Here is a 23,589-nt window from a genome sequence, read left to right as displayed (position 1 = left end):
TATATTAGGAGATTAAAACAACACTGCAAAGTAAATCAAAAAAGAAAGACGAGAACAGATACACTTTTTTATATATTGACAGGTACAGATGACTGACTTTTCAAAGGATAAGTATATGAAGTTAATCTCCCCGATTACTTATTTCGTCATGAGTAATCAGGGCATTCGTCGAATAATCCTATACGGAACCTTGTTAAATGGAATGTAGATATGGAGGACTGGGAAAAAGTATTAAGAATAGAATGTCAGGGCATCACCCCGACTGAAATCTCAAAGGCATTACGTGCCATCAACATTTATGCACAGGAACTGGAATGAAACAAAGAAAGCTAGTAATGAGCTAATAACGAGGCAGGTCTTTTACTTCCTCATAATATTTTTCCACTCCAATCTCTTGCATCCGTTTGTTGATGGCTACAAATCTCTTGTATAATTACTTTTTGTTATGACCTAACTGATCGGTGTCGGGTCGTATATAAGTGCCATTATTATACGTATTTATCGCGATGATAACCATTAATAATTACCGCCAAATTATAAAACCAATTCATAATTAGTACTCCGCCCTCCCTCGTCTGTTTTACGAAATACACCTTTAGTTATTAAATCTTGTATATCACGCAATGCAGTGTCAGGAGAGCATTTGGTTATCTTCGCCCATTTGGAAGAGGTCAATTTGCCATCAAAACCATCCCAAAACAAATTCACCATTTTAATCTGCCGTTCATTCATCGAAACCAACCGATACTTATCCCAGAAAGCTGCTTTCTGCAAAATCGTGCTGATTGATTTCTCTGTATCAAGTAATGCAGCTTCCAGACAGTCAAGAAACCATTCAAGCCAATTTGTTATATCCAAACTACCTTTTTGTGTTTTCTCCAGCATCTCATAATACCCCTTACGCTGCTTGCGTATTTCGGCAGACATACTATAAAAACGGTGTGGCATTTCATCTGCACGAGCTAAAAACAAATCAGTGATCGTTCGGGATATACGTCCATTCCCATCATCAAAAGGGTGAATAGTCACAAACCATAAGTGAGCAATCGCAGCTTTCAGAACAGGATCTATCTTCTGATTACCATTTACCCACTCTAAAAACAGTTTCATCTGGTAAGGAACATGATCCGAATCAGGAGCCTGATAATGTATTTTCTCTTTTCCCATAGCTCCTGATATGACTTGCATTGGCTCTGCACCTTGCCGCCAATCGGCAACCGTTATTTTATATACCCCACTTCGTCCTGTAGGAAACAATGCAGCATGCCAATTAAAAAAGCGTTCAGCCGTCAATGGTTGCATGTAGTTTTGAGTAGCATCTATCATTACTTGCACCACTCCATCTATATAGCGGTCTGCTTCGGGTAATCCTTCTATTTCTATGCCCAAATGACGAGCCACAGAAGAACGCACCTGATCAACATTCAATATTTCTCCTTCTATTTCCGATGACTTTGTAATATCTGCTGTCAGCGCATCAAGCATAGCACTATTCTTCAAATCAAAACCAAGTGCACTCATTCGCCCTACAAGTCTACCTTGCAAGCCCCTGACTCTACCTAATTTATAAGATAGTTTTGCATCATCCCAAGTAAAATCAGGCCAATCAGTTTGTTGCCAGATATAGATTGATTTCATATTCTCCGTATATTTTGCGGTAAATATAGCGATTATTCTCCGCATTTTATTCTAATTATCAATCAAAAAATAGCCAATGCTTTGTACATTGACTGTTTCTAATCTGTACGCAAAATATTCCCCTGTATTTTCCCCAGAATCTTGGGGAACTGCCAAAAGAACAACAAAGTACAGCAAATTGCCGCTGTCGCATCAGATATTGCTTCAGCTGCATATACACCGGTTACTCCCATATAATGTGGTAATATCAATGCTAATGGAATCAGTAGAATCACTTTACGTAACAAAGCAATAAAAATAGAAATCTTAGCCTGACCTAATGCTACAAACATATTTTGGCAGGCTCGCTGTAATCCGAAGATAGTCATACCGCCCAAGAAAACAGGCATTGTCCAACGGACTGTTTCTATCAATTTTTCATCACTAGTAAAAGCAGATGCAACAATCGTAGGAAACAAGATCATAAGCAGCATCAATAACAGGTTAAATGAAAACATGGTTATCATCACAATACGGAAACAGTCTTTCACACGTTGTTTATCACCATGACCATAATTATAACTGATAATCGGAACAAATCCCAGCGCAAAACCGGTTAACGGAACACTTGCAAACTGCATCGCACTTTGCAAGATAGTTAATGCGCTGACATAAATATCTCCAAAATTTTTCAGACTACTATTCAATACAAAACCAACCAGGCTCTCCGTACTTGCCATTATAAATGGAGATATTCCCAAAGCTAACATGGCGAATACAATCTTCCGGCTCAACCGCATATTACGCTTTTCCAAAGGTAAGGAAGCACGACGGGAAAAGAGAAAACTCAATACCCACGCCGCACTACATGCTTGAGACAATACGGTAGCCAAAGCAGCTCCTTTCACTCCCATATCAAACCAGAAAATAAAAATAGGATCAAGAATAATATTCAATAAGGCACCGATCAAGACAGAGTACATGGCAATAGCCGGCCGTCCCTGTGCATTAATAAAGCTATTCAATCCTGTAGATATTTCAACGAAAACGGTTCCTAATAAATAGATGGAAAGATAATCAACCGCATATTCCAACGTATTTTCCGAAGCACCCGTAAAAAGCAAAATCGGTTCCATAAAGGTATATGCGATGAACGAAGTGAACAGGGCGAATAGTATTAATAAGACAAAACCATTCCCCAAAATTTTTCCGGCACGCAGACGATCGCCCTGTCCCAGTGCCATGGCTGCCAATGGCGCGCCCCCTCCTCCTACAATCGCCGAGAAAGAAGAAATCAGTATAACAAGAGAAGTCGTCACTCCTACCCCAGCCAACGCATCAGTACCAATACCCGGAATATGTCCGATATAGATACGGTCGACCATGCTATACAGCAAATTGACGAATTGGGCAACTACTGCGGGAAGCGCCATTTTGAAAACGAGCGGCAACATACGCTCTGTACCTAGCCGTGCTTCATACTTATTTATCATTCCAAACTTCTTTTTCTAAAATCAGCTGCAAAGTTATAAGAAAAACAGGCTCCCGATTTAAAACCGTTGGATAAAATAAATAGAATACTTCAGTTATTCCTGTGTCAGAAATCCATAAATAGATTGATTAATAAGCCTGTGTTGCTCTTCCGTTCCATTCTCTCCCATATTACTATGCGTTATTCCGTCCAATTTCACAACTTTCATATGAAATTGTTCCTGTTCTTGTTTTGTGGGGAGTACTCCCGCATCCGCATCATAATCGCATCCTCTTAATGTATACAACCGGGGCTTCTCCGTTCTAGGCATAATCATTCTGCGATGATCCATAGATATGGCTTTGTTTATTAAATGCGGATATTTAGTAGCAAACAACATTGTCATATCACCACCATTGGAGTGTCCTATCAGTATAAGTTTATCCCAGTCTAATTGTGGTTTCAACTTCTTAAACTCCTGAATGGTGAAATAGATATTTGCCACTCCTCTTTCCCAGTTTGGCATACGGGTCTGCATAAAATCACCTTCCATAGCCAAGAGTGGATCATTTGGCAATTCATGTTGTATGCTTATTACATAAAATCCTTTTTGAGAAAGGAATCGTGTCAGATAGGCATAAGTTTGGTTAGACTTACTATTTTTATTTCCATCATAACCATGATTGAATATAACGACTTTCGTTTTCGAATTCACTTTGTGCGGCTGATAAACAGCTATAGGGATAACTCTGTTTCTTGCTCCATCAAATAGGCAAGTCGCAAATTCTGTTTGTGAAAAACAAGAGAATGTTGATAACAAAAGAACAAATACAATAATCAATTTCTTCATGTTTATGATGTAATAATTATCATTCTACAAATCTAAGAATAACCGAATTATAACGGTGCAATGTATTACACAGGAAAAGGAGTATTAAATGATTCTCTCATAAAGTCTGAACCAATCCAAGCCGTACTGTCCCAGTCCTAAATCCACGGTATCAACATATTCAAAACCGCATTTTTCGTATAACGATATGGCAGGAAGATTTTTCTCATAAACATCTAACCGAACAGACTTTATTCCCGACCTTTGAGCCAATTCCAACGAATAATCCATCAACGCATGCCCTACTCCCTTTTTCAAAAAAGAAGGATGCACAACAAAAGTATGTATCACAAAGATACAGCTATAATCCAGTTCCATTTTCCATCTGACATTCTCATAAGCCTTTTCCGGCTGATGATTTAAGATGACCGAACCGGCAATTCTCCCATCGGTTCTTGCTACGTAAAGCATGTTATCATTCACACCGGCAACTGCATCCTCCCGAATTGGATAGATACCTTTTATCCATCCGGGATAATTAATCGTAGTTGCCAGGTAATCATTCAGTTCATTATACAGCTTTTCCAATTCATCTATATCAGCAGAAGTTCCGGGTTCTATTATAAATTTCATATATGCATTGCTTATCTTTTCATCAGTTCTTCTATCTTTCCACCTGTAATATAAGGTATACATTCGGAGATCTTTTCGACGCTCCAATCCCACCATTGCAATTCTTGCAATCGGGCAATCGTTTGCTCATCAAAACGTTTCCGAATCTCCCTGGCTGGCGTTCCGCCTACTATTGTATAAGGAGGAACATCCTTAGTAACCACTGCCCGCGACGCAATGACTGCTCCATTCCCGATATGTACTCCTGCCATAATAACAGCTTCATATCCAATCCATACATCATTACCTATTACTATATCCCCTTTATTATCCCAGGCAGAAGTTACATCTCTCTTATCTAAATTCCATTCCTCAAAAAAGATAGGAAACGTATAATTGGATAAAGAATTCAATGTGTGGTTTGCACTATTGAAAAGAAACTTAGCTCCACAGGCTATGGAGCAGAATTTTCCTATTATCAAACGGTCTTTATTAATCGGATAATGATATAAGACATTGTTCTTCTCAAAAAGAACCGGATCATTTACAAAGTCATTGTATATTGTATAATCACCTACGATAATAGCAGGATTCTTAATCACCGTATTCAGGTAAATAGTCTGAAAATCATTAGAACGAGGATATATGTTCGAATTCATTGTAATGGCTTCTTTTATATAGTTTATTGAATAGAATAAAAAAATAACTTGTGACTTACGTTAAATCACAAACAGTTGTAGCAGCAGAACTCTCTATTGTTACAATCCATATGGGCGAAGCTATTTACAAAGTTGCCATTTCATTGTGTCAGCAAAACAGGATTTATATTACATAGCAAATATACAAGATAAATTTCAGACTATCACACAAAGGACTAAATATGTATCCCATATTGATGCTTCACTTCTGCCATCACAAATGTACTTTCCAGTGATCCCAAACTATCAATTGTCCCCAACACATTCAGAATAAACTCCTGATAGTATTTCATGTTGGGAGCATGAATCTTCAACAGGTAATCATAACTTCCTGATATGTTATAACATTCGGTTACTTCAGGAATATCCTGTATGATCCGTGTAAACTCTGCCGCTATATCCCTATTCAGACGTCTAAGCTTCACACTGCAGAACACGACAAATCCCTGATTCAGTTTTTCCGCATCCAATACGGCAATATACTTTTTTATATAGCCTCCATTCTCCAACCGTTTAAGACGTTCAAAAACAGGAGTTGAAGAAAGACTCACCCGCGCGGCCAACTCTTTCGTTGTCAATCGGGCATTCTCTTGCAAAGTACGGAGTATTTGCAAATCTACTTTATCCAGCTTATCAAAAGTATCCATAAGAAAAATATTCTTCTAAAAGGTGATTTTCAGGAACAACGCAGTTACATTATTCCATATAAAGGCACAAAAATAGCATTATTTTCTATATTTCATCTATATCTTGTTCGATATATCTACATCTCATAACTTTGCAAGAAAATAAAGAAAGAATATAAACTTAAAAAACATACGATTATGGCAACAAAGAAATTACACTTCGAGACTTTACAGATTCATGTAGGACAAGAACAAGCAGACCCGGCAACAGATGCCCGCGCAGTACCTATTTACCAGACCACCTCTTATGTATTTCACAACTCCGCCCATGCAGCCGCACGCTTCGGCCTGCAGGACCCGGGAAACATCTACGGCCGTCTGACCAACTCCACTCAAGGAGTCTTTGAACAACGCGTAGCCGCTCTTGAAGGAGGAGTAGCAGGGCTGGCAGTCGCTTCGGGTGCCGCTGCCATCACTTATGCTTTTGAGAATATCACTCGTGCAGGCGATCATATTGTAGCAGCCAAAACTATTTACGGAGGAAGTTATAACCTACTGGCACATACCTTGCCCAGCTATGGCATCACAACAACATTCGTTGACCCAAGCGATTTGTCGAACTTTGAAAAGGCTATTCAGGAAAATACAAAAGCCGTATTTATCGAAACCCTGGGAAATCCGAATTCAAATATCATTGATATAGAAGCAGTGGCAGAAATAGCCCATCGCCACAAAATACCTTTGATTATTGATAACACATTCGGAACTCCGTATTTAATCCGCCCCATCGAACACGGAGCAGATATCGTAGTACATTCCGCAACAAAGTTCATTGGCGGACACGGTTCCTCATTGGGAGGAGTCATTGTAGATTCAGGAAAATTCGACTGGGTAGCTTCCGGCAAATTCCCACAACTGACCGAACCTGATCCATGCTATCATGGCGTACGCTTCGTCGATGCAGCCGGTCCGGCTGCCTATGCAATCCGCATCCGTGCCATTTTGCTGCGCGACACAGGAGCTACCATCAGCCCATTCAACGCTTTTATCCTGCTGCAAGGCCTGGAAACTCTTTCCTTACGTGTAGAGCGTCATGTAGAAAATGCATTGAAGGTAGTGAATTTCTTAAACAATCATCCAAAAGTGAAGAAAGTGAATCACCCGTCATTATCCAACCATCCCGACCATGCACTGTATCAACGTTATTTCCCGAACGGTGCCGGTTCTATCTTTACTTTCGAGGTAAAAGGCGGACAAGAAGAGGCACACCGTTTCATCGACAGTCTGGAAATTTTCTCCCTGCTAGCCAATGTGGCTGACGTGAAATCATTGGTGATCCACCCGGCGAGCACTACCCATTCGCAGCTCAATGCACAGGAGCTAGCCGAACAGGAAATTTATCCGGGCACCGTACGTCTATCCATTGGAACAGAACATATCGATGACCTAATTGCTGATTTGGATCAGGCACTTGCCAAAATCTAACATTCAATCATTGAACTTTCCATGACTGCAAGATGTTATACCTATATAACATTAAAAACATTGCAGTCATGGAAAAATATTTAATACACAGCAACGAACTGCATCTGATAGACGCAGAGAAAATCCATCAAGCTGTAGAAAAGATGGTGGAATCACTCGATTTAGCCGCTGGCTCAACTACGAACTTCGATCTCTATCAGGTTGTGGAAAACTACTTTAAAGATCTTGAGAAAAGAAGGAAAATCAATCATGTACTGGGGATCAAAGAAGATAGATATGAACTAGCCGAAGATTTCGGCATTAAATAAAAGAAAGAAATTTATTCAATCACACCAGACAAGTTTATCCAAAAACGAGGGAGTTACACTCAATGTGAAACTCCCTCGTTTTTTTGGAATAATCGGCGTATCATAATTAATTTCCCTGATGTACTGTAAGTTGCGGGAAAGGGAAGTTGATACCTTTTTCATTGAAGGTTTCGTAAATCGCTTTATTTATATCGAAATAAACACCCCAGTAATCTCCGCTATTTACCCATACACGTGCCACTACATTCACACTGCTGGCGTCCAGCGCATGAAGAGCCACAAAGGGAGCAGGTTCTTTCAGGATACGTTGATCAACAGCAAGAATATCATAAACGATTTTCTGCACTTTCTCATAATCTTCTCCATAATCTACCCCAACAATCCATTCCACGCGACGAGTCACCTGATTACTATAGTTAGTTACCACTCCACTACTCATTGCACCATTCGGCACGTAAATCACTTTATTATCTGCAGTAGTCAAAATAGTATGAAAAATCTGTATTTCTTTCACTGTACCAGAAACTCCCTGACTTTCTATCCAATCTCCCACTTTATATGGCTTAAACAACAACACAATCAAACCTCCCGCAAAATTCTGTAAATTACCGGATAAAGCCATACCGACAGCAACACCGGCAGAAGCCAACAAAGCAGCAAACGAAGTTGTTTCAACTCCAAGAGCACCTACTACAGAAATGATTAACAGTACAGTCAACGTAATATTCACCAAGCTTTTTACAAAAGTCTTGATACTTATATCCACTTTTCTTTTATCCATCAAACGCCCGACAAACTTATTAAGCATAGAGATAAGGAAACGTCCGACGATAAAGACAATGACCGCAATCAGTATACGTTCTCCGGCACGAATACCAAAGTCTATCAGTTGTTGAGTAATCAACGAGAGTTTGTCCAATCCGTCAGCATTGGCAATCGCTTCTTTCATTAATTCATCTGCGGCCACTTGCACAGAATCCGCAGCTTGTGTTGCTTGTAATAATAGTAGCATAATTAAAATGTATATTAAATGAGTAAACAGTTATATTGCTATTTTAACAAAATACAAAGTTATATTGTTTTTAGTGAATCTAAAAGTTTTTTTTGCTTTCCTCCTGCAAAAGCAGTATTTTTGTAACCGATTCACTGGTAGGGGTGCCTTAACATGACGGGCTGAGAACATACCCATAGAATCTGATCCGGGTAATGCCGGCGTAGAGAACTAATTAGTAAGCAAGATGAAAAAAATTGTATGGATGGCCATCGCCTTATCGGGCGTAGGCATCACTGTTCATGCACAGACGAGTGTAAAGGATAGTATGAGAGTAGTAAACCTGCAAGAAGTGCAGGTAGTATCCACGCGTGCCACCGCCAAAACTCCCGTGGCATTCACCAATATAGGCAAAGCGGAATTGAAGAAGGTTAACTTCGGACAGGACATCCCTTATCTGTTAAGCATGACTCCTTCTACACTGACCACATCGGATGCAGGAGCAGGTATCGGCTACACGACTCTTCGCGTACGCGGAACCGACGGTACACGTATCAACATCACGGTAAACGGCATACCGATGAACGATGCCGAAAGCCATAATCTGTTCTGGGTAAATATGCCCGACTTTTCTTCTTCCGTAAAAGATATGCAAGTGCAACGCGGCGCAGGCACGTCTACCAACGGGGCAGGTGCCTTCGGAGCCAGCGTTAATATGCAGACTGAAGGTGCATCTATGAAGCCGTATGCCGAATTCAACGGTTCATACGGTTCATTCAACACGCACAAAGAAACGGTAAAAGTGGGAACCGGTTTGCTCAATAATCATTGGACGTTTGACGCCCGCCTTTCCAATATCGGTACGGACGGATACATAGACCGCGCTTCGGTAGACCTAAATTCTTACTATCTGCAAGGAGGTTATTTTGCAGAAAACACATCTGTGAAGCTGATTGCATTTGCCGGAAAAGAAAAGACATATCACGCCTGGGGATACGCAACCAAAAAGGAAATGGAGGACTTCGGCAGACGCTACAACCCCTGTGGCGAGATGTACACCGATGCCAACGGCAACAAGCATTTTTATGACGACCAAACGGATAATTATCTGCAAAAGAATTATCAACTTCTCTTCAATCACACTTTCTCAACGGCTTGGAACCTAAACGTTGCCTTACATTATACCAAAGGTGACGGCTATTACGAAGAGTACAAAGACGGCAGATCCCTTATAGAATATGGCCTGAAACCATTCACAATTGATGGAACCGAAATAACCAAAAGTGATTTAGTCCGTCAGAAGAAGATGGACAACAAATTCGGTGGCGGCGTTTTTTCTCTCAATTATACAGTCAACAGGCTGAATGCGTCTCTAGGAGGTGGTTTGAATCAATACCGGGGCAATAACTTCGGAAGAGTTCCCTGGGTGAAGAATTATGTGGGCACTCTATCTCCCGACCATGAATATTACCGCAATAAATCCAAAAAGAGCGATGGTAATATTTATCTGAAAGCAAACTACGATCTCACCAGCGGGTTAAGCGCGTATGCCGATCTTCAGTATCGACACATCGACTATACCATCGACGGCAACAATGATAAATATGACTGGAGCAAAAATGCCCTGCGTCCACTGGCAGTAGACAAGAAGTTCGATTTCTTTAACCCGAAAGTCGGATTAAACTGGAACATCACGTCCAACCATCGCGTTTATGCCTCTTTCTCGGTAGCCCAAAAAGAACCGACCAGAAACAATTATACGGATGGCGATCCGGATTCGTATCCCAAAGCAGAAAAATTACTCGACTATGAAGCGGGATATACTTTCGCCAACCAATGGCTGACAGCAGGTGCAAACTTCTACTACATGGATTACACCGACCAACTGGTTCTGACCGGAGCTTTAAATGACATCGGTGAAGCACTGACCGAAAACGTGCCGGACAGTTATCGTATGGGAGTCGAGCTAATGCTGGGAATCAAACCGTGTAAATGGTTTCAATGGGATATAAACGCTACATGGAGCAAAAACCGCATCCAGGATTTTGTAGAAAGCCTGCCGGGCTACCATTATAATGAAGATGGCAGTTCTACTTCCCTCCCGACTGTTCAGATCAAGCATAAAGACACTCACATCGCTTTCTCACCCGACTTTCTATTTAATAACCGTTTCTCATTCAATTATAAGAGATTCGAAGCAGCTCTGCAATCGCAGTTCGTAAGCAAGCAGTATATGACAAATACGGAAGTAGAAGCATTGACTCTTGATAAATATTTTGTCAGTAACCTCAATCTGGCGTACTCCTTCCGTCCCAAGAAGGTGCTGAAAGAAGTCACGGTAGGGTTCACTGTGTACAATCTGTTTAATGAAAAATATGAAAACAACGGTTGGGCTTCGAGCGACTACACCGATACGGTGGAGAATCGGGGAAACTATGCCGGATATGCAGCGCAGGCAGGAACAAACGTTATGGGACATGTTTCTTTCCGCTTTTAATACCACAGGGCTATGGAATTGAATTTTCTGGAAATATTCGGTACGATTGTCGGGCTAGTCTACCTTTGGTTGGAGTACCGGGCAAGTATCTACCTTTGGATAGCAGGTATCGTGATGCCTGCCATCTATATCTTCGTATATTACAAAGCAGGACTGTATGCCGATTTCGGTATCAATATCTACTATCTGATAGCTGCCATCTACGGTTGGTTCTTTTGGATGTGGGGACACAGAAAGAAGAAAGGTCAACAGTCGGCAGATGCTTCAACCGGTGACAAACCCAAAGATCTTCCTATCGTGCATACTCCATGGAAATGTTACTTACCTCTTTTTCTGGTATTTATTGTTGCATTTATCGGCATTGCATGGATACTGATCGAATATACGGACAGCAACGTGCCCTGGCTGGATAGTTTTACCACGGCATTGAGCATTGTCGGCATGTGGATGCTGGCGCGTAAATACGTCGAGCAATGGTTTGCCTGGATTCTTGTGGATATTGTCTGCTGCGGACTTTATATCTACAAAGACCTTTATTTTACTTCTGCTTTATACGGACTTTACTCCATTATAGCTATCTTTGGCTACTTTAAATGGAAAAAAATAATGAGCGTACAATGATAAGTGAACACTATACTCCCGAAGCCGTCATACTTGCCAACGGTGAATATCCTACGCATGTGCTTCCCCTGAAAATACTGGAAGAGGCTAAATTCGTGATTTGTTGCGATGGAGCAGCCAACGAATATATCTTACGTGGACATACTCCCGATATTATTATTGGCGACGGAGATTCTCTTTCGCCGGAAAACAAAACACGCTTTTCGGACATTATTCACCATATAGCCGATCAGGAAACAAACGACCAAACCAAGGCTGTCCACTTCCTGCAAGAAAAAGGCTACCGGAGAATAGCCATCGTCGGTGCTACCGGAAAACGGGAAGACCACACATTAGGAAATATCAGTTTATTGCTGGACTATATGAAAAGCGGTATGGAAGTACGAACTGTTACGGATTACGGGGTATTTATTCCCGCAAATGGCACGCAGACTTTTATGTCTCACACAGGCCAACAAATTTCCATTATCAATTTCGGAGCGAAAGGATTGAAAGGGGAAGGATTGGTTTATCCGCTTAGCGACTTTACAAATTGGTGGCAAGGAACTCTTAATGAAGCTACAAGCAATCGTTTTACCATTCAATGCACGGGAGAGTATTTAGTGTTTCTAGCTTCTATGTAAACCGATATTAATTCTCAAACATTCTCATCACTATGAGAAAAAATTCTCACTGCGATGAGAAAAAATACTCATAGTAATGAGAACTTTTTCTCATTGCGGTGAGAATCTTTCTTTCATTTCAATAGACTGATAACGCTTCATAGACCATTGTGTAACAGTCTATTAAGACTGACTATAATGAAAGTAAATAGCTCTTGAAATCTACAAATTCTTTCGTCATTTGCAGACTTTTCTTCTCGCCTTTCATAAATTCCTGCAATTTGGCAGGTATCTCTACTGATTCACCGATAATGCTTTCCACTGTTTCAAGGAACTTGGCCGGATGAGCCGTTTCAAGGAATACACCCGTTTCGCCTTCTTTCAAGCCTTCTACCAATGCACGGTATCCGCAAGCTCCGTGAGGATCGAGGAGATAATGATGTTTTTTCCAAGTTTCTTTCACCGTTTCACGGATCTGTTCATCGGTATAAGTTGTTCCTGAAATTTCGGCAGAGATAGCAGCGTGCGAACCATTATACAAATCAAGTACACGGGCAAAGTTGCTAGGATCTCCCACGTCCATGGCGTTAGCGATTGTTGCAATAGACGGACGGGGATTGTATTTACCTGTTTGCAGATATTGATAGAAAATATCGTTGCGGTTGTTGGCAGCAATAAAACGCTTCACAGGCAATCCCATTTTCTTTCCGAACAATCCTGCAGTGATGTTTCCGAAGTTTCCGCTAGGTACGCAGATGACGGCGTTATCTGCTTTTCCGGCACGCTTCAGTTGAGCATATGCATAGAAATAATAAAATGCTTGCGGCAGGAAACGGGCTACATTGATGGAATTGGCAGAAGTCAATGATAGATGTTCATTCAGTTCCTTATCCATGAAAGCAGCTTTTACCAATGCCTGGCAATCATCAAACGTTCCGTCCACTTCGAGCGCAGTGATGTTCTGTCCCAGTGTAGTGAATTGCTTTTCCTGTATTTCGCTGACTTTTCCTTTCGGATAGAGCACATATACATGAATACCGTCCACACCCAGAAAACCGTTAGCCACAGCACTTCCCGTATCACCGGAAGTGGCTACCAGTACATTTACATTCTTTTGTCCTTCCTTCTTAATGAAATATCCCAGCAGACGCGCCATGAAACGACCGCCTACATCTTTGAAGGCTAGTGTCGGTCCGTGGAAAAGTTCGAGCGAGTAGATGTTATCCGCAACTTTCACCAAAGGTACATCAAAACTTAAGGTATCATATACAATCTGTTTCAGAGTGTCGGCAGGAATATCCTCACCGAAGAAAGCATCGGCTACACGGTAAGCTATTTCCTGAAAAGACAACGTATCAATTGTATCGTAAAACTCTTGTGGAAGAGGCTTGATAGACATAGGCATAAACAACCCTTTATCGGCTGCAAGACCTTTTACAACTGCTTCCTGTAAAGAAGCCACCGGCGCTTGTTTATTCGTACTATAATATTTCATGGAATGATATTTTTAGTGCTCACCACAGATTACACAGATTTACACAGATATTTTCTCTATTATTACATAATACAAAAGTCTCTTATCACTTTAAATCTGTGCGAATCTGTGTAATCTGTGGTGAACATTATTTCATAAATTCTTTAATAAACTCGTCTTCTTTCAACACACCGTAACTACCATTGCAGGCAGATACTTCGTCGTAAGTTTGCACCTCGTCCGGCTCAATTCCCGGATACCAGATAAGGAACGGGATAGGATCGGAAGTGTGCGTGCGAAGTTCGCAGGGAGTAGGATGGTCAGGCAATACGGCTATTGCTACCGGTTCATCCCAATCTTTCACTGCTTCGTAGATAGGTCCTACGGCACGTTTATCCAGATTCTCGATAGTGAGAAGTTTCAAGTCGATGTCTCCTTCGTGTCCGGCCTCATCGCTGGCTTCGATATGAAGATAGACAAAGTCATCGGTTTTCAAGGCTTCCAATGCAGCAGCCACTTTATTTTCATAATTCGTATTATACAGGCCGGTTGCCCCTTCTACCGCAATACGACGTAATCCGGCATAATAACCGATTCCGTTTATCAGATCGACTGCCGAAATCACCGCACCTTTTTTCACTTGCGGGAAAGTTTCGGAGAAAGTAGTCATCTGCGGACGATAACCGGGGCTCCAGGGCCAAATACTATTGGCGGGGTCTTTACCTTCAGATATACGTTTCAGATTCAACGGATGATTCTTCAACAGTTCCTGTGATTTTAGAATCAGGTCGTTAATCAGGTCTGCCGTTTCTTGTGCTTCCGGGGCCAATGGTTTCACCATCAATGGGCGGAAAGGTTTCAAAGGAACATCGTGCGGAGGAGTACAGTCCAATTCTTTATTTCCTCCCTTGATAACCAACAGATGACGGTACTGGACTCCTGTGTGGAACCGTACGCGGTCATTGCCTAGTTTCTCTTGCAGGTATTGAATCAATACGTCTGCTTCTTCTGTAGATATATGTCCGGAGGAGTGATTCTTCAGAATTTCTCCTTCCACACAAATCAGGTTACAACGCATTGCCATCTCGCCCGGTTTCAGATCCACGCCGATACTGGCAGCTTCCAGCGGTCCACGACCTTCGTACACTTTCGGAAGATTATATCCCAACACAGACATGTTGGCTACTTCACTACCCGGATGGAAACCTTCCGCCACAGTAATCAGGCGGCCGTTACGCCCCATTCGGGCTAACTGATCCATATATGGCGTCTTCGCATATTGCAGGAGCGTCTTGTCCCCTAATGACTTCACTGGCCAGTCGGCCATTCCGTCTCCCAATATAATGATATGCTTCATTTCTTTTGAAAATTAAGAATGAAGAATGATGAATGAAGAATTGGCTGCACCATTACGCTGCATAGTAATTCTTCATTCTTCATTTTTAGTTCTTCATTTAATTAAACGTTTGCGATGCTCATGATGTCGGCAAATACTCCGGCAGCTGTTACTCCGGCGCCGGCGCCGTATCCCTGAATCATCATCGGATATTCTTTATAGCGTTCTGTAGTAAGCAGGATAATGTTGTTGCTGCCTTCCAAGCCGTAGAACGGGTGGTTGGCGCCTACTTCCTGTAAGCCGACAGAGGCTTTTCCGTTCTCCAGTTTGGCAACGAAACGCCAGTGTTTATTTTCTTTCTCCAATACCTGACGGCGGGCTTCAAAGTCTGCGTCGAGACTTGGAACACGTTTCCAGAAATCTTCCAGAGAACCTTCAAAGAAGTCATTGGGGACAAAGAGGTTCTTTTCAACATCTTCCTGTTCCAGACGGTATCCGGCTTCACGTGCCAGAATCACCAATTTACGGATGACGTCTTTTCCACTCAAGTCGATACGCGGGTCCGGTTCGGAGTAGCGTTCTTCCTGTGCCATTTTGATGGTACGGCTGAAAGGAATATCGGCGCTGATCTTATTAAAGATGTAGTTCAGTGTGCCTGAAAGCACTGCTTCAATCTTCAGAATCTTGTCGCCGCTATGAATCAGGTCGTTGATCGTGTTAATAATCGGAAGACCTGCACCTACGTTTGTTTCGAACAGATATTTCACACCACGTTGGCGGGCAATTGTTTTCAGTTCACGATAGTTTTCGTAAGCGGAAGAAGCGGCAATCTTGTTGGCTGCTACCACAGAGATATTGTGTTGCAGGAAATCTTTGTAAAGCGATGCGATATCGGCGCTGGCCGTACAGTCTACAAAAACGGAGTTAAAGATGTTCATTCCGATAATCTCGTCGCGGATGGTTTGCAGACTACTGTCTTTACCCTTTTCCAACAGTTCCTGACGGAAATTAGAAAGGTCGAAACCTTCACGGCTGAACATTGCTTTGGCAGCATCAATGATACCTACCACATGGAGTTTCAATCCGTTTTCCATCATGAGTTTCTGCTGTTGGCAACGAATCTGTTCTACGAGGCTGCCGCCTACTGTACCGACACCGCAGATAAAGAGGTTCAGTACCTGATATTCGGAGAGGAAGAAAGAGTCGTGAATGACATTCAGGGATTTACGCAAAGATTTGGAATCGACCACAAAAGAGATGTTTGTTTCCGAAGCTCCCTGTGCACAGGCAATTACGTTAATACCGTTGCGTCCCAGCGTACCGAAAAGTTTACCGGCGATACCCGGGGTATGTTTCATATTCTCGCCTACGATAGCAACAGTAGCTAAATCTCTTTCCGCAAGAATCGGAGAAATCTCGCCCATCTCTATTTCTTTCGCAAATTCCTCGTTCAGCACTTCACAAGCCAGGTCGGCATCGGCATTACGCACACCGATAGAAGTACTGTTTTCCGATGAAGCCTGCGACACGAGGAATACGCTGATTCCGTTCTTAGCCAATGCTTTAAAGATGCGGTAGTTTACACCGATCACACCCACCATACCGAGTCCCTGAACAGTAATCAGGCTGGTGTCGTTGATGGAGGAAATACCTTTGATAGCCTTGCTCTGCGGGTTGGAAACTTCTTGTTTGATAACCGTTCCCACTCCGTCCGGATTGAAGGTATTCTTTATTAGAATAGGAATATTCTTGTGACATACGGGATAGATAGTCGGCGGATAAACCACCTTTGCACCGAAGTTACAAAGTTCGGTCGCTTCTACATAACTCAATTCCGTAATGGTATAAGCAGTTGAAATGACACGCGGGTCAGCCGTCATAAACCCGTCTACATCCGTCCAGATTTCCAGACTTGCCGCATCCAGAGCCGCAGCAATAATGGCAGCCGTATAGTCCGAGCCACCACGTCCGAGGTTCGTCACATCTCCTGTCGTTTTATCCGAAGAGATGAATCCCGGCACCAGTGACACTTTAGGGATAGACTGGAAAGCCTCTTTCACCAACTTATTAGTCAGGTCAGTATCCAACGTGTGTTTACTATGTTTTCTTTCGGTCTTGATAAAAGTGCGCGAATCGAACCATTTTGCTCCGTCAATCAGTTCGGTAACGATGATGGATGAAAGGCGTTCACCATAGCTGACGATTGTATCCGAGGTCTTAGCAGAAAGGTCTCTAATCAGATAAATTCCCTGGAAGATGTCCTTCAACTCGTTCAGCAGTTCGCCAATCTGACGTTGCAACGACACTTGCTTTTCTCCGGCAGGAATCACCTCCTTAATCATCTCCACATGACGGTAAACGATTTCGCGGAACTCACCCTCGTATGCTGAATCTCCTGCTGCCGCCATCTTTGATGTATTTATCAATTTGTCAGTGATGCCTCCCAATGCGGAAACAACTACAATTACCGGCTCACTTGCCGACTCTACAATTCTCTTTACGCTTAAAATGCTGTTCACGGAACCTACGGACGTCCCGCCGAATTTCATTACTTTCATGAAGATACTTATTTAAATGCAATGTCCTGCAGTTTACTTTTTACAGAACGATTGGTTGTTTACGAATAAAATTGAAATTGAATTTTGCCTGCTTATACAAGCGTGAATCACGTAGATACACAAAAACTATCCATTAACCCCTAAGGGTCATGGTACACATGGATGTGACTGTATGTGGATAGTACTTCATCATAGTCCTTGTTTCTACTCTTGTTTTTGATAAGTGTCGCAAAAGTAATAATAAAAACGTTCAATCTATCACTTTTTTCGGTTTTTTTCTGATAAAAAGAATCTTCCGTCTTCTATTCGTCCTGTCATTCGCCTTTACTTTTATGACATTTTGCTACTTATATATCAAATATATTATTATATTTGCGAAAACAATCGCACAAAATCAGCTTATGAATCCATTAAATACTTCCGTATTGCTAATATACACCGGTGGAACAATTGGCATGATCGAGAATGCCGCGACGGGTGCTCTGGAGAACTTTAACTTCGAGCAACTGCAAAAGTATATCCCCGAACTGCAAAAGTTCAACTTCCCGATTGACACCTATCAGTTTGATCCTCCAATGGATTCGTCGGACATGGAACCGGATATGTGGCGGAAGCTGGTACGCATCATTCATGAAAATTACGACCGCTACCACGGCTTCGTCATCCTGCACGGAACGGATACAATGGCTTACACTGCTTCCGCATTAAGTTTTATGCTCGAAGGACTCGATAAACCTGTTATCCTCACAGGTTCACAACTTCCCATAGGTGTACTTCGCACGGACGGAAAGGAAAACCTGATGACCAGCATCGAGATTGCCGTCGCACAAAACAAGGAAGGGAGGGCGCTCGTACCGGAAGTGTGCATCTTCTTTGAAAATCATCTGATGCGGGGAAACCGCACGACCAAGATGAATGCGGAAAACTTCAACGCGTTCCGTTCTTTCAATTATCCGGTATTGGCGGAAGCCGGAATCCATATCAAATATAATAATGTGCAGATTCACGTAAATGGTGAAGAGCGGGAATTGAAGCCTCATTATCTGCTAGATACCAATGTTGTGGTACTGAAACTCTTCCCGGGCATCCAGGAAAATGTGATTGCCGCCATTCTGGGGATTGACGGATTGAAGGCTGTCGTGCTCGAAACATACGGTTCGGGAAATGCTCCCCGGAAGGAATGGTTCATACGTCGGCTTTGTCAGGCCAGCGAACGTGGAATTGTGATTGTCAACGTGACGCAATGCAGCGCAGGAATGGTAGAGATGGAACGTTATGAAACGGGCTACCAGTTGTTGCAGGCAGGTGTTGTCTCCGGATATGACAGTACGACGGAATCTGCTGTGACGAAATTAATGTTCTTACTGGGACATGGATATACAGCGGACGAGGTGCGCGACCGGATGAACCGTTCGATGGCAGGAGAGATAACTCTGTAAATTCCCTGTTTGTTTTACGCATTGAACAGATTTTATCTGAATTTGTTTTGCGCGTTGAACAAATTATGCCTATTTTTGTATTCCATAGAAAACAAATAAAGATATGGATACACTAATCAGAAGATACAAAAGGTTATTAACAGCTACTTCCACAACCTATATCAGAAGCCTGATGAATACAATCAATTGGGATAACCGTCTGATTGCTATCCGGGGAGCTCGCGGAGTTGGGAAAACAACTTTAATGCTTCAATACTTAAAACTTCATTATGCCAATGATAGCCAAAGTGCCTTATATACAAGTTTAGATAGTCTGTATTTCACACAGCATTCTCTTAGCGAACTCGCCGAACAGTTTTACCTGAAAGGAGGTAAATGCCTGTTCTTGGATGAAGTGCACAAATATCCGTCATGGAGCAAGGAAATTAAAAATATATATGATGAGTTTCCTGAACTGAAAATAGTATTCACCGGGTCATCCTTACTCCAACTGCTGAATGCAGAGGCCGACTTGTCTCGTCGATGCATATCATATAATATGCAAGGGCTATCCTACCGTGAATATCTGAATTTATACCATCAGATTGACATCCGCCCTTACACGCTGGAAGAGATATTGGACAATAGTGATGGAATTTGTAATGAAGTGAACTCCCAATGCCGTCCCCTCGCCTATTTTGAAGACTATTTGAAACATGGATACTATCCTTTTTATTTGGAAGGAAATGCGGAATACTACACACGTATCGAAAATATAGCCAACCTGATACTCGAAATCGAACTTCCCCAGCAATGCGGAGTGGACATCAGTAACGTGCGAAAACTAAAAAGTCTGCTGGGAATCCTCTCCTCCGAAGTGCCTTTCATGGTGGACATCACTAAACTCTCTGCTATGGCAGAACTTTCACGCACTACTATTTTGGCCTATTTACAGTATCTGGACAGAGCTAAATTAATCCACCTTCTTTATTCGGATAATGACTCTATCAAAAAGCTACAAAAACCGGATAAGATTTATATGGAAAATACTAACCTGCTTTATGCATTGACCTTTAAAGATGTAAACAAAGGAACATTGAGAGAGGTATTCATGGTAAACCAACTCGCCTATCAACATCGTGTGGAATATTGCACGCGTAGTGCAGACTATACGATAGACAGTAAATATACAATAGAAGTTGGCGGAAAAAGCAAAGACGGGAAACAGATAGCTAACACTAAACAGGCATTTATTGCCGCAGATGATATTGAATATTCGGCCGGAAATAAGATTCCACTCTGGGCATTCGGATTTTTATATTAAAGAAAGAGAATATGGCAAAAGAGAAAACCGTATATGTATGCAGTAATTGCGGACAGGATTCACCGAAATGGGTGGGTAAATGTCCGTCGTGTGGAGAATGGAATACGTATGTTGAAGAAATCGTACGGAAAGAACCTACCAACCGCCGCCCGGTGTCGGGCATTGAAACACAGAAACCCAAACCACTGGCACTTAGCGATATTGAAGCGGACGACGAGCCACGCATCAATATGCACGATGATGAATTGAATCGCGTATTGGGTGGCGGACTTGTGCCGGGTTCTCTTGTCCTGATAGGCGGTGAGCCGGGAATCGGTAAATCCACGCTCGTCATGCAGACCGTACTGCACATGCCGGAAAAGAAAATCCTTTATGTGTCCGGTGAAGAAAGTGCACGACAGCTTAAACTCCGTGCCGACCGTCTCTCTGATACTTCCAGCGATTGCCTGATTGTTTGTGAGACTTCGCTCGAACAAATTTATGTGCATATCAAGAATACGAATCCTGATTTAGTGATTATTGACTCTATACAGACTATTTCCACCGAGAGTATCGAATCATCTCCCGGAAGTATTGCGCAAGTCAGAGAGTGTTCGGCATCTATTCTTCGTTTCGCGAAAGAAACGCATACCCCTGTGTTGCTGATCGGTCATATTAATAAAGAAGGAAGTATTGCAGGACCTAAAGTATTGGAACATATCGTCGATACCGTCCTTCAATTTGAAGGCGACCAGCATTATATGTATCGTATTCTGCGCAGTATCAAGAATCGTTTCGGCAGTACGGCAGAATTAGGGATTTATGAAATGCGTCAGGATGGGTTGCGCCAGGTGAATAATCCTTCCGAGCTTTTGCTTAGTCAGGATCATGAGGGAATGAGTGGAGTGGCTATTGCTTCCGCTATCGAAGGGATCCGCCCGTTCTTGATCGAGACACAGGCTTTGGTCAGCTCTGCTGTTTATGGAAATCCTCAACGTTCGGCAACCGGTTTCGATTTAAGAAGAATGAATATGCTGCTGGCTGTTCTCGAAAAGCGTGTCGGATTTAAGCTGGCACAGAAAGATGTGTTCCTGAATATTGCCGGAGGACTGAAGGTGAATGACCCGGCTATCGACTTGCCGGTTATCAGTGCCATCCTTTCGTCCAATATGGACGCAGCCATTGAGCCGGAAGTTTGCATGGCGGGAGAAATCGGACTGTCGGGAGAGATACGTCCTGTAAATCGAATAGAGCAACGTATCGGTGAAGCCGAGAAATTGGGTTTTAAACGGTTCTTGTTGCCAAAATATAATTTGCAAGGGATTGACACTAAGAAACTGAAGATCGAGTTAGTTCCGGTGAGAAAGGTAGAAGAAGCATTCAGAGCTCTATTCGGATAGGGCACTGATAAATAGTCACTGATAAATAAATGATCCGCTTTATCAATTTTATAGTCAAAAATAATATCAACAATAACTAAATGATACAAGAATACCAACTCCGCATCCTTCCCGAAATCGCAGCAAACGAACAGAAACTAAAAGAATATCTTTCTAAAGAAAAAGGTTTGAACCTGCGTGACATCACTGCTACCCGAATCTTGAAACGGAGCATCGATGCACGGCAGCGGACTATCTTTGTCAATCTGAAGGTACGAGCTTATATCCGTGAGATGCCTAAAGATGATGAATACGAGCATACTATATATAATAAGGTAGAGGGAAAGCCGCAAGTGATTGTCGTGGGCGCAGGTCCCGGCGGACTATTTGCAGCCCTGCGTCTCATCGAACTGGGGTTACGTCCCGTTGTTATCGAACGCGGAAAAGACGTACGCGAGCGGAAAAAAGATTTAGCACAAATCAGCAGGGAACACACGGTTGACCCGGAATCGAATTACAGTTTTGGCGAAGGCGGTGCAGGAGCTTATTCGGATGGGAAACTCTATACCCGGAGCAAAAAGAGAGGAAATATAGATAAGATATTGAATGTATTCTGCCAGCATGGGGCTTCTACGGCGATATTAGTAGACGCGCATCCGCATATCGGGACAGACAAGTTGCCACGTGTCATTGAAAATATGCGGAATACCATCATCGAGTGTGGCGGAGAAGTACATTTCCAAACACGAATGGAGGCACTGATTATCGAGAATGACGAAGTAAAGGGTATCGAAACAAATACAGGAAAGATTTTTCTCGGACCTGTGATACTGGCAACCGGACATTCGGCAAGAGATGTATATCGTTGGCTGGCTGCGAATCATGTGGCAATTGAAGCGAAAGGCATTGCAGTCGGTGTCCGTTTGGAGCATCCGGCAATGTTGATCGATCAGATACAATATCATAATAAGGAGGGGCGAGGCAAGTATCTGCCTGCCGCAGAATATAGCTTCGTCACACAGGTTGAAGGCAGAGGAGTGTATAGCTTCTGTATGTGCCCCGGCGGTTTCATTGTTCCTGCTGCCAGCGGACCGGAGCAAGTGGTAGTAAACGGAATGTCTCCTTCTAATCGTGGCTCGCGATGGAGTAATTCGGGCATGGTGGTGGAAGTGCAACCGGAAGATTTAATAAGTGGAGAGTGGAGAGTAGAGAATGGAGAGTTAGCTGCGCAACGAAATGAACAGCTACTGGCTCTTAACCCATCTCTAAATAACTCTCAACTCTCAACTCTCAACTCTCAACTTCTTCCCCTTTACTTTCAGGAAGAACAGGAACGCCAATGCTGGTTGCAAGGAGGCAGAAGGCAGACAGCACCGGCACAGCGTATGCAGGACTTCACCCGCAAGAAGTTGAGTTACGACTTACCCGAATCTTCTTACAGTCCGGGATTGATTTCTTCTCCGCTTCATTTCTGGATGCCGGAGTTTATCAGCAAAAGATTATCTCTCGGTTTCCAGCAATTCGGACGTTACAGTCATGGCTTCCTCACTAATGAAGCGGTGATGATCGGCGTAGAGACACGTACTTCTTCGCCTGTCCGCATCGTACGCGATAAAGAGACATTGCAACATACAACCGTTCGCGGATTATTTCCTTGCGGAGAAGGTGCAGGCTATGCCGGAGGGATTGTTTCTGCCGGAGTGGATGGAGAACGGTGTGCGGAAGCGGTAGCCAATTATTTCAATCGTTAACTAAAACTACATG

General features: G+C 42.6%; 19 protein-coding genes and 1 riboswitch. Of the genes, 9 read left to right on the top strand and 10 right to left on the bottom strand.

From position 1 onward, the window contains the following. Positions 1 to 534: 534 nt before the first annotated feature. The 6 genes from HMPREF0106_RS06595 to HMPREF0106_RS06620 form a co-directional block, all read right to left on the bottom strand. Positions 535 to 1,638: a Fic family protein gene (locus HMPREF0106_RS06595; RefSeq protein ID WP_008640748.1), complete on the bottom strand. Its 1,104-nt coding sequence runs from the start codon at positions 1,636 to 1,638 to the stop codon at positions 535 to 537. A 98-nt stretch (positions 1,639 to 1,736) separates the two neighbouring features. After that, entirely contained in the window at positions 1,737 to 3,110 is a 1,374-nt protein-coding gene (locus HMPREF0106_RS06600; RefSeq protein WP_008640747.1) for an MATE family efflux transporter, read from the bottom strand. A 93-nt stretch (positions 3,111 to 3,203) separates the two neighbouring features. Then, positions 3,204 to 3,938 (bottom strand): alpha/beta hydrolase, encoded by a 735-nt coding sequence (locus HMPREF0106_RS06605; RefSeq protein WP_008640745.1) that lies wholly within the window; start codon positions 3,936 to 3,938, stop codon positions 3,204 to 3,206. Between the two features lie 84 nt (positions 3,939 to 4,022). Beyond that, positions 4,023 to 4,550, bottom strand: a complete 528-nt coding sequence (locus HMPREF0106_RS06610; RefSeq protein ID WP_008640743.1) for a GNAT family N-acetyltransferase — start codon at positions 4,548 to 4,550, stop codon at positions 4,023 to 4,025. An 11-nt stretch (positions 4,551 to 4,561) separates the two neighbouring features. Beyond that, positions 4,562 to 5,188: a CatB-related O-acetyltransferase gene (locus HMPREF0106_RS06615; protein WP_008640741.1), complete on the bottom strand. Its 627-nt coding sequence runs from the start codon at positions 5,186 to 5,188 to the stop codon at positions 4,562 to 4,564. A 215-nt stretch (positions 5,189 to 5,403) separates the two neighbouring features. Next, a complete protein-coding gene (locus HMPREF0106_RS06620; RefSeq protein ID WP_004315247.1) occupies positions 5,404 to 5,874 on the bottom strand; it encodes an Lrp/AsnC family transcriptional regulator in 471 nt (156 codons plus the stop codon). Between the two features lie 177 nt (positions 5,875 to 6,051). On the opposite strand from HMPREF0106_RS06620, the gene HMPREF0106_RS06625 reads away from it, so the two are divergent. Together HMPREF0106_RS06625 and HMPREF0106_RS06630 are read left to right on the top strand one after the other, a co-directional pair. Beyond that, positions 6,052 to 7,338 carry an O-acetylhomoserine aminocarboxypropyltransferase/cysteine synthase family protein gene (locus tag HMPREF0106_RS06625; protein WP_008640740.1) on the top strand — a complete coding sequence of 429 codons (1,287 nt, stop codon included), beginning with the start codon at positions 6,052 to 6,054 and terminating at the stop codon, positions 7,336 to 7,338. A gap of 68 nt (positions 7,339 to 7,406) precedes the next feature. Further along, complete coding sequence (locus HMPREF0106_RS06630; protein ID WP_004306417.1) at positions 7,407 to 7,646, top strand: hypothetical protein; 240 nt, start codon at positions 7,407 to 7,409, stop codon at positions 7,644 to 7,646. Positions 7,647 to 7,752: 106 nt separating this feature from the next. Here the strand turns inward: HMPREF0106_RS06630 and HMPREF0106_RS06635 are convergent, their stop codons facing one another. Further along, complete coding sequence (locus tag HMPREF0106_RS06635) at positions 7,753 to 8,658, bottom strand: mechanosensitive ion channel family protein (protein ID WP_008640739.1); 906 nt, start codon at positions 8,656 to 8,658, stop codon at positions 7,753 to 7,755. A gap of 129 nt (positions 8,659 to 8,787) precedes the next feature. Continuing rightward, positions 8,788 to 8,884: riboswitch (TPP riboswitch) on the top strand. Here HMPREF0106_RS06635 and HMPREF0106_RS06640 point away from each other — a divergent pair. The 3 genes from HMPREF0106_RS06640 to HMPREF0106_RS06650 are packed head-to-tail and all read left to right on the top strand — an operon-like array spanning position 8,885 to position 12,378. Then, on the top strand, positions 8,885 to 11,134 hold the full coding sequence (locus tag HMPREF0106_RS06640; RefSeq protein WP_009040631.1) for a TonB-dependent receptor: 2,250 nt from the start codon (positions 8,885 to 8,887) through the stop codon (positions 11,132 to 11,134). Between the two features lie 12 nt (positions 11,135 to 11,146). Then, entirely contained in the window at positions 11,147 to 11,755 is a 609-nt protein-coding gene (gene pnuC, locus HMPREF0106_RS06645; protein ID WP_009040630.1) for a nicotinamide riboside transporter PnuC, read from the top strand. Then, complete coding sequence (locus tag HMPREF0106_RS06650) at positions 11,752 to 12,378, top strand: thiamine diphosphokinase (protein WP_009040629.1); 627 nt, start codon at positions 11,752 to 11,754, stop codon at positions 12,376 to 12,378. The genes pnuC and HMPREF0106_RS06650 overlap by 4 nt, the downstream gene beginning before the upstream one ends. Positions 12,379 to 12,550: 172 nt before the next feature. Here the strand turns inward: HMPREF0106_RS06650 and thrC are convergent, their stop codons facing one another. The 3 genes from thrC to thrA form a co-directional block, all read right to left on the bottom strand. Continuing rightward, the gene (gene thrC / locus HMPREF0106_RS06655; protein ID WP_009040628.1) at positions 12,551 to 13,852 is read right to left on the bottom strand and encodes a threonine synthase; all 1,302 of its coding nucleotides are present in this window, start codon (positions 13,850 to 13,852) and stop codon (positions 12,551 to 12,553) included. 127 nt (positions 13,853 to 13,979) lie between these two features. Then, entirely contained in the window at positions 13,980 to 15,188 is a 1,209-nt protein-coding gene (locus HMPREF0106_RS06660) for a cofactor-independent phosphoglycerate mutase (RefSeq protein WP_009040627.1), read from the bottom strand. A gap of 101 nt (positions 15,189 to 15,289) precedes the next feature. Next, positions 15,290 to 17,725, bottom strand: coding sequence for a bifunctional aspartate kinase/homoserine dehydrogenase I (gene thrA / locus HMPREF0106_RS06665; protein WP_008025257.1), 2,436 nt, complete (start codon positions 17,723 to 17,725; stop codon positions 15,290 to 15,292). A 401-nt stretch (positions 17,726 to 18,126) separates the two neighbouring features. Here thrA and HMPREF0106_RS06670 point away from each other — a divergent pair, with 401 nt between their 5' ends. From HMPREF0106_RS06670 to HMPREF0106_RS06685, 4 genes are all read left to right on the top strand, one after another. After that, positions 18,127 to 19,164, top strand: coding sequence for an asparaginase (locus HMPREF0106_RS06670; protein WP_008025258.1), 1,038 nt, complete (start codon positions 18,127 to 18,129; stop codon positions 19,162 to 19,164). Between the two features lie 103 nt (positions 19,165 to 19,267). Further along, entirely contained in the window at positions 19,268 to 20,467 is a 1,200-nt protein-coding gene (locus HMPREF0106_RS06675) for an ATP-binding protein (protein WP_008999047.1), read from the top strand. Positions 20,468 to 20,478: 11 nt separating this feature from the next. Beyond that, positions 20,479 to 21,846, top strand: coding sequence for a DNA repair protein RadA (gene radA, locus HMPREF0106_RS06680; RefSeq protein ID WP_004315266.1), 1,368 nt, complete (start codon positions 20,479 to 20,481; stop codon positions 21,844 to 21,846). An 80-nt stretch (positions 21,847 to 21,926) separates the two neighbouring features. After that, positions 21,927 to 23,576 carry an NAD(P)/FAD-dependent oxidoreductase gene (locus HMPREF0106_RS06685; protein ID WP_009040625.1) on the top strand — a complete coding sequence of 550 codons (1,650 nt, stop codon included), beginning with the start codon at positions 21,927 to 21,929 and terminating at the stop codon, positions 23,574 to 23,576. The last annotated feature ends 13 nt before the right edge of the window (positions 23,577 to 23,589 follow it).

Origin of the sequence: Bacteroides sp. D22 (assembly GCF_000163675.1) — a bacterium.
In the GTDB taxonomy this organism is placed as follows: Bacteria; Bacteroidota; Bacteroidia; order Bacteroidales; family Bacteroidaceae; genus Bacteroides; species Bacteroides xylanisolvens.
Note: the sequence above shows the minus strand (reverse complement) of the source record. Positions and strands in the feature narration are given on the sequence as shown.

Bases quoted from the DNA above. Each gene is read 5' to 3' on its own strand.
- HMPREF0106_RS06605 (WP_008640745.1), bottom strand. From the start codon at position 3,938: ATGAAGAAATTGATTATTGTATTTGTTCTTTTGTTATCAACATTCTCT.
- HMPREF0106_RS06670 (WP_008025258.1), top strand. From the start codon at position 18,127: ATGAATCCATTAAATACTTCCGTATTGCTAATATACACCGGTGGAACA.
- thrC (WP_009040628.1), bottom strand. From the start codon at position 13,852: ATGAAATATTATAGTACGAATAAACAAGCGCCGGTGGCTTCTTTACAG.
- radA (WP_004315266.1), top strand. From the start codon at position 20,479: ATGGCAAAAGAGAAAACCGTATATGTATGCAGTAATTGCGGACAGGAT.
- HMPREF0106_RS06620 (WP_004315247.1), bottom strand. From the start codon at position 5,874: ATGGATACTTTTGATAAGCTGGATAAAGTAGATTTGCAAATACTCCGT.
- HMPREF0106_RS06635 (WP_008640739.1), bottom strand. From the start codon at position 8,658: ATGCTACTATTATTACAAGCAACACAAGCTGCGGATTCTGTGCAAGTG.
- HMPREF0106_RS06675 (WP_008999047.1), top strand. From the start codon at position 19,268: ATGGATACACTAATCAGAAGATACAAAAGGTTATTAACAGCTACTTCC.
- HMPREF0106_RS06640 (WP_009040631.1), top strand. From the start codon at position 8,885: ATGAAAAAAATTGTATGGATGGCCATCGCCTTATCGGGCGTAGGCATC.
- HMPREF0106_RS06685 (WP_009040625.1), top strand. From the start codon at position 21,927: ATGATACAAGAATACCAACTCCGCATCCTTCCCGAAATCGCAGCAAAC.
- HMPREF0106_RS06595 (WP_008640748.1), bottom strand. From the start codon at position 1,638: ATGAAATCAATCTATATCTGGCAACAAACTGATTGGCCTGATTTTACT.
- HMPREF0106_RS06600 (WP_008640747.1), bottom strand. From the start codon at position 3,110: ATGATAAATAAGTATGAAGCACGGCTAGGTACAGAGCGTATGTTGCCG.
- HMPREF0106_RS06625 (WP_008640740.1), top strand. From the start codon at position 6,052: ATGGCAACAAAGAAATTACACTTCGAGACTTTACAGATTCATGTAGGA.
- HMPREF0106_RS06615 (WP_008640741.1), bottom strand. From the start codon at position 5,188: ATGAATTCGAACATATATCCTCGTTCTAATGATTTTCAGACTATTTAC.
- pnuC (WP_009040630.1), top strand. From the start codon at position 11,147: ATGGAATTGAATTTTCTGGAAATATTCGGTACGATTGTCGGGCTAGTC.
- HMPREF0106_RS06610 (WP_008640743.1), bottom strand. From the start codon at position 4,550: ATGAAATTTATAATAGAACCCGGAACTTCTGCTGATATAGATGAATTG.
- HMPREF0106_RS06630 (WP_004306417.1), top strand. From the start codon at position 7,407: ATGGAAAAATATTTAATACACAGCAACGAACTGCATCTGATAGACGCA.
- HMPREF0106_RS06660 (WP_009040627.1), bottom strand. From the start codon at position 15,188: ATGAAGCATATCATTATATTGGGAGACGGAATGGCCGACTGGCCAGTG.
- HMPREF0106_RS06650 (WP_009040629.1), top strand. From the start codon at position 11,752: ATGATAAGTGAACACTATACTCCCGAAGCCGTCATACTTGCCAACGGT.
- thrA (WP_008025257.1), bottom strand. From the start codon at position 17,725: ATGAAAGTAATGAAATTCGGCGGGACGTCCGTAGGTTCCGTGAACAGC.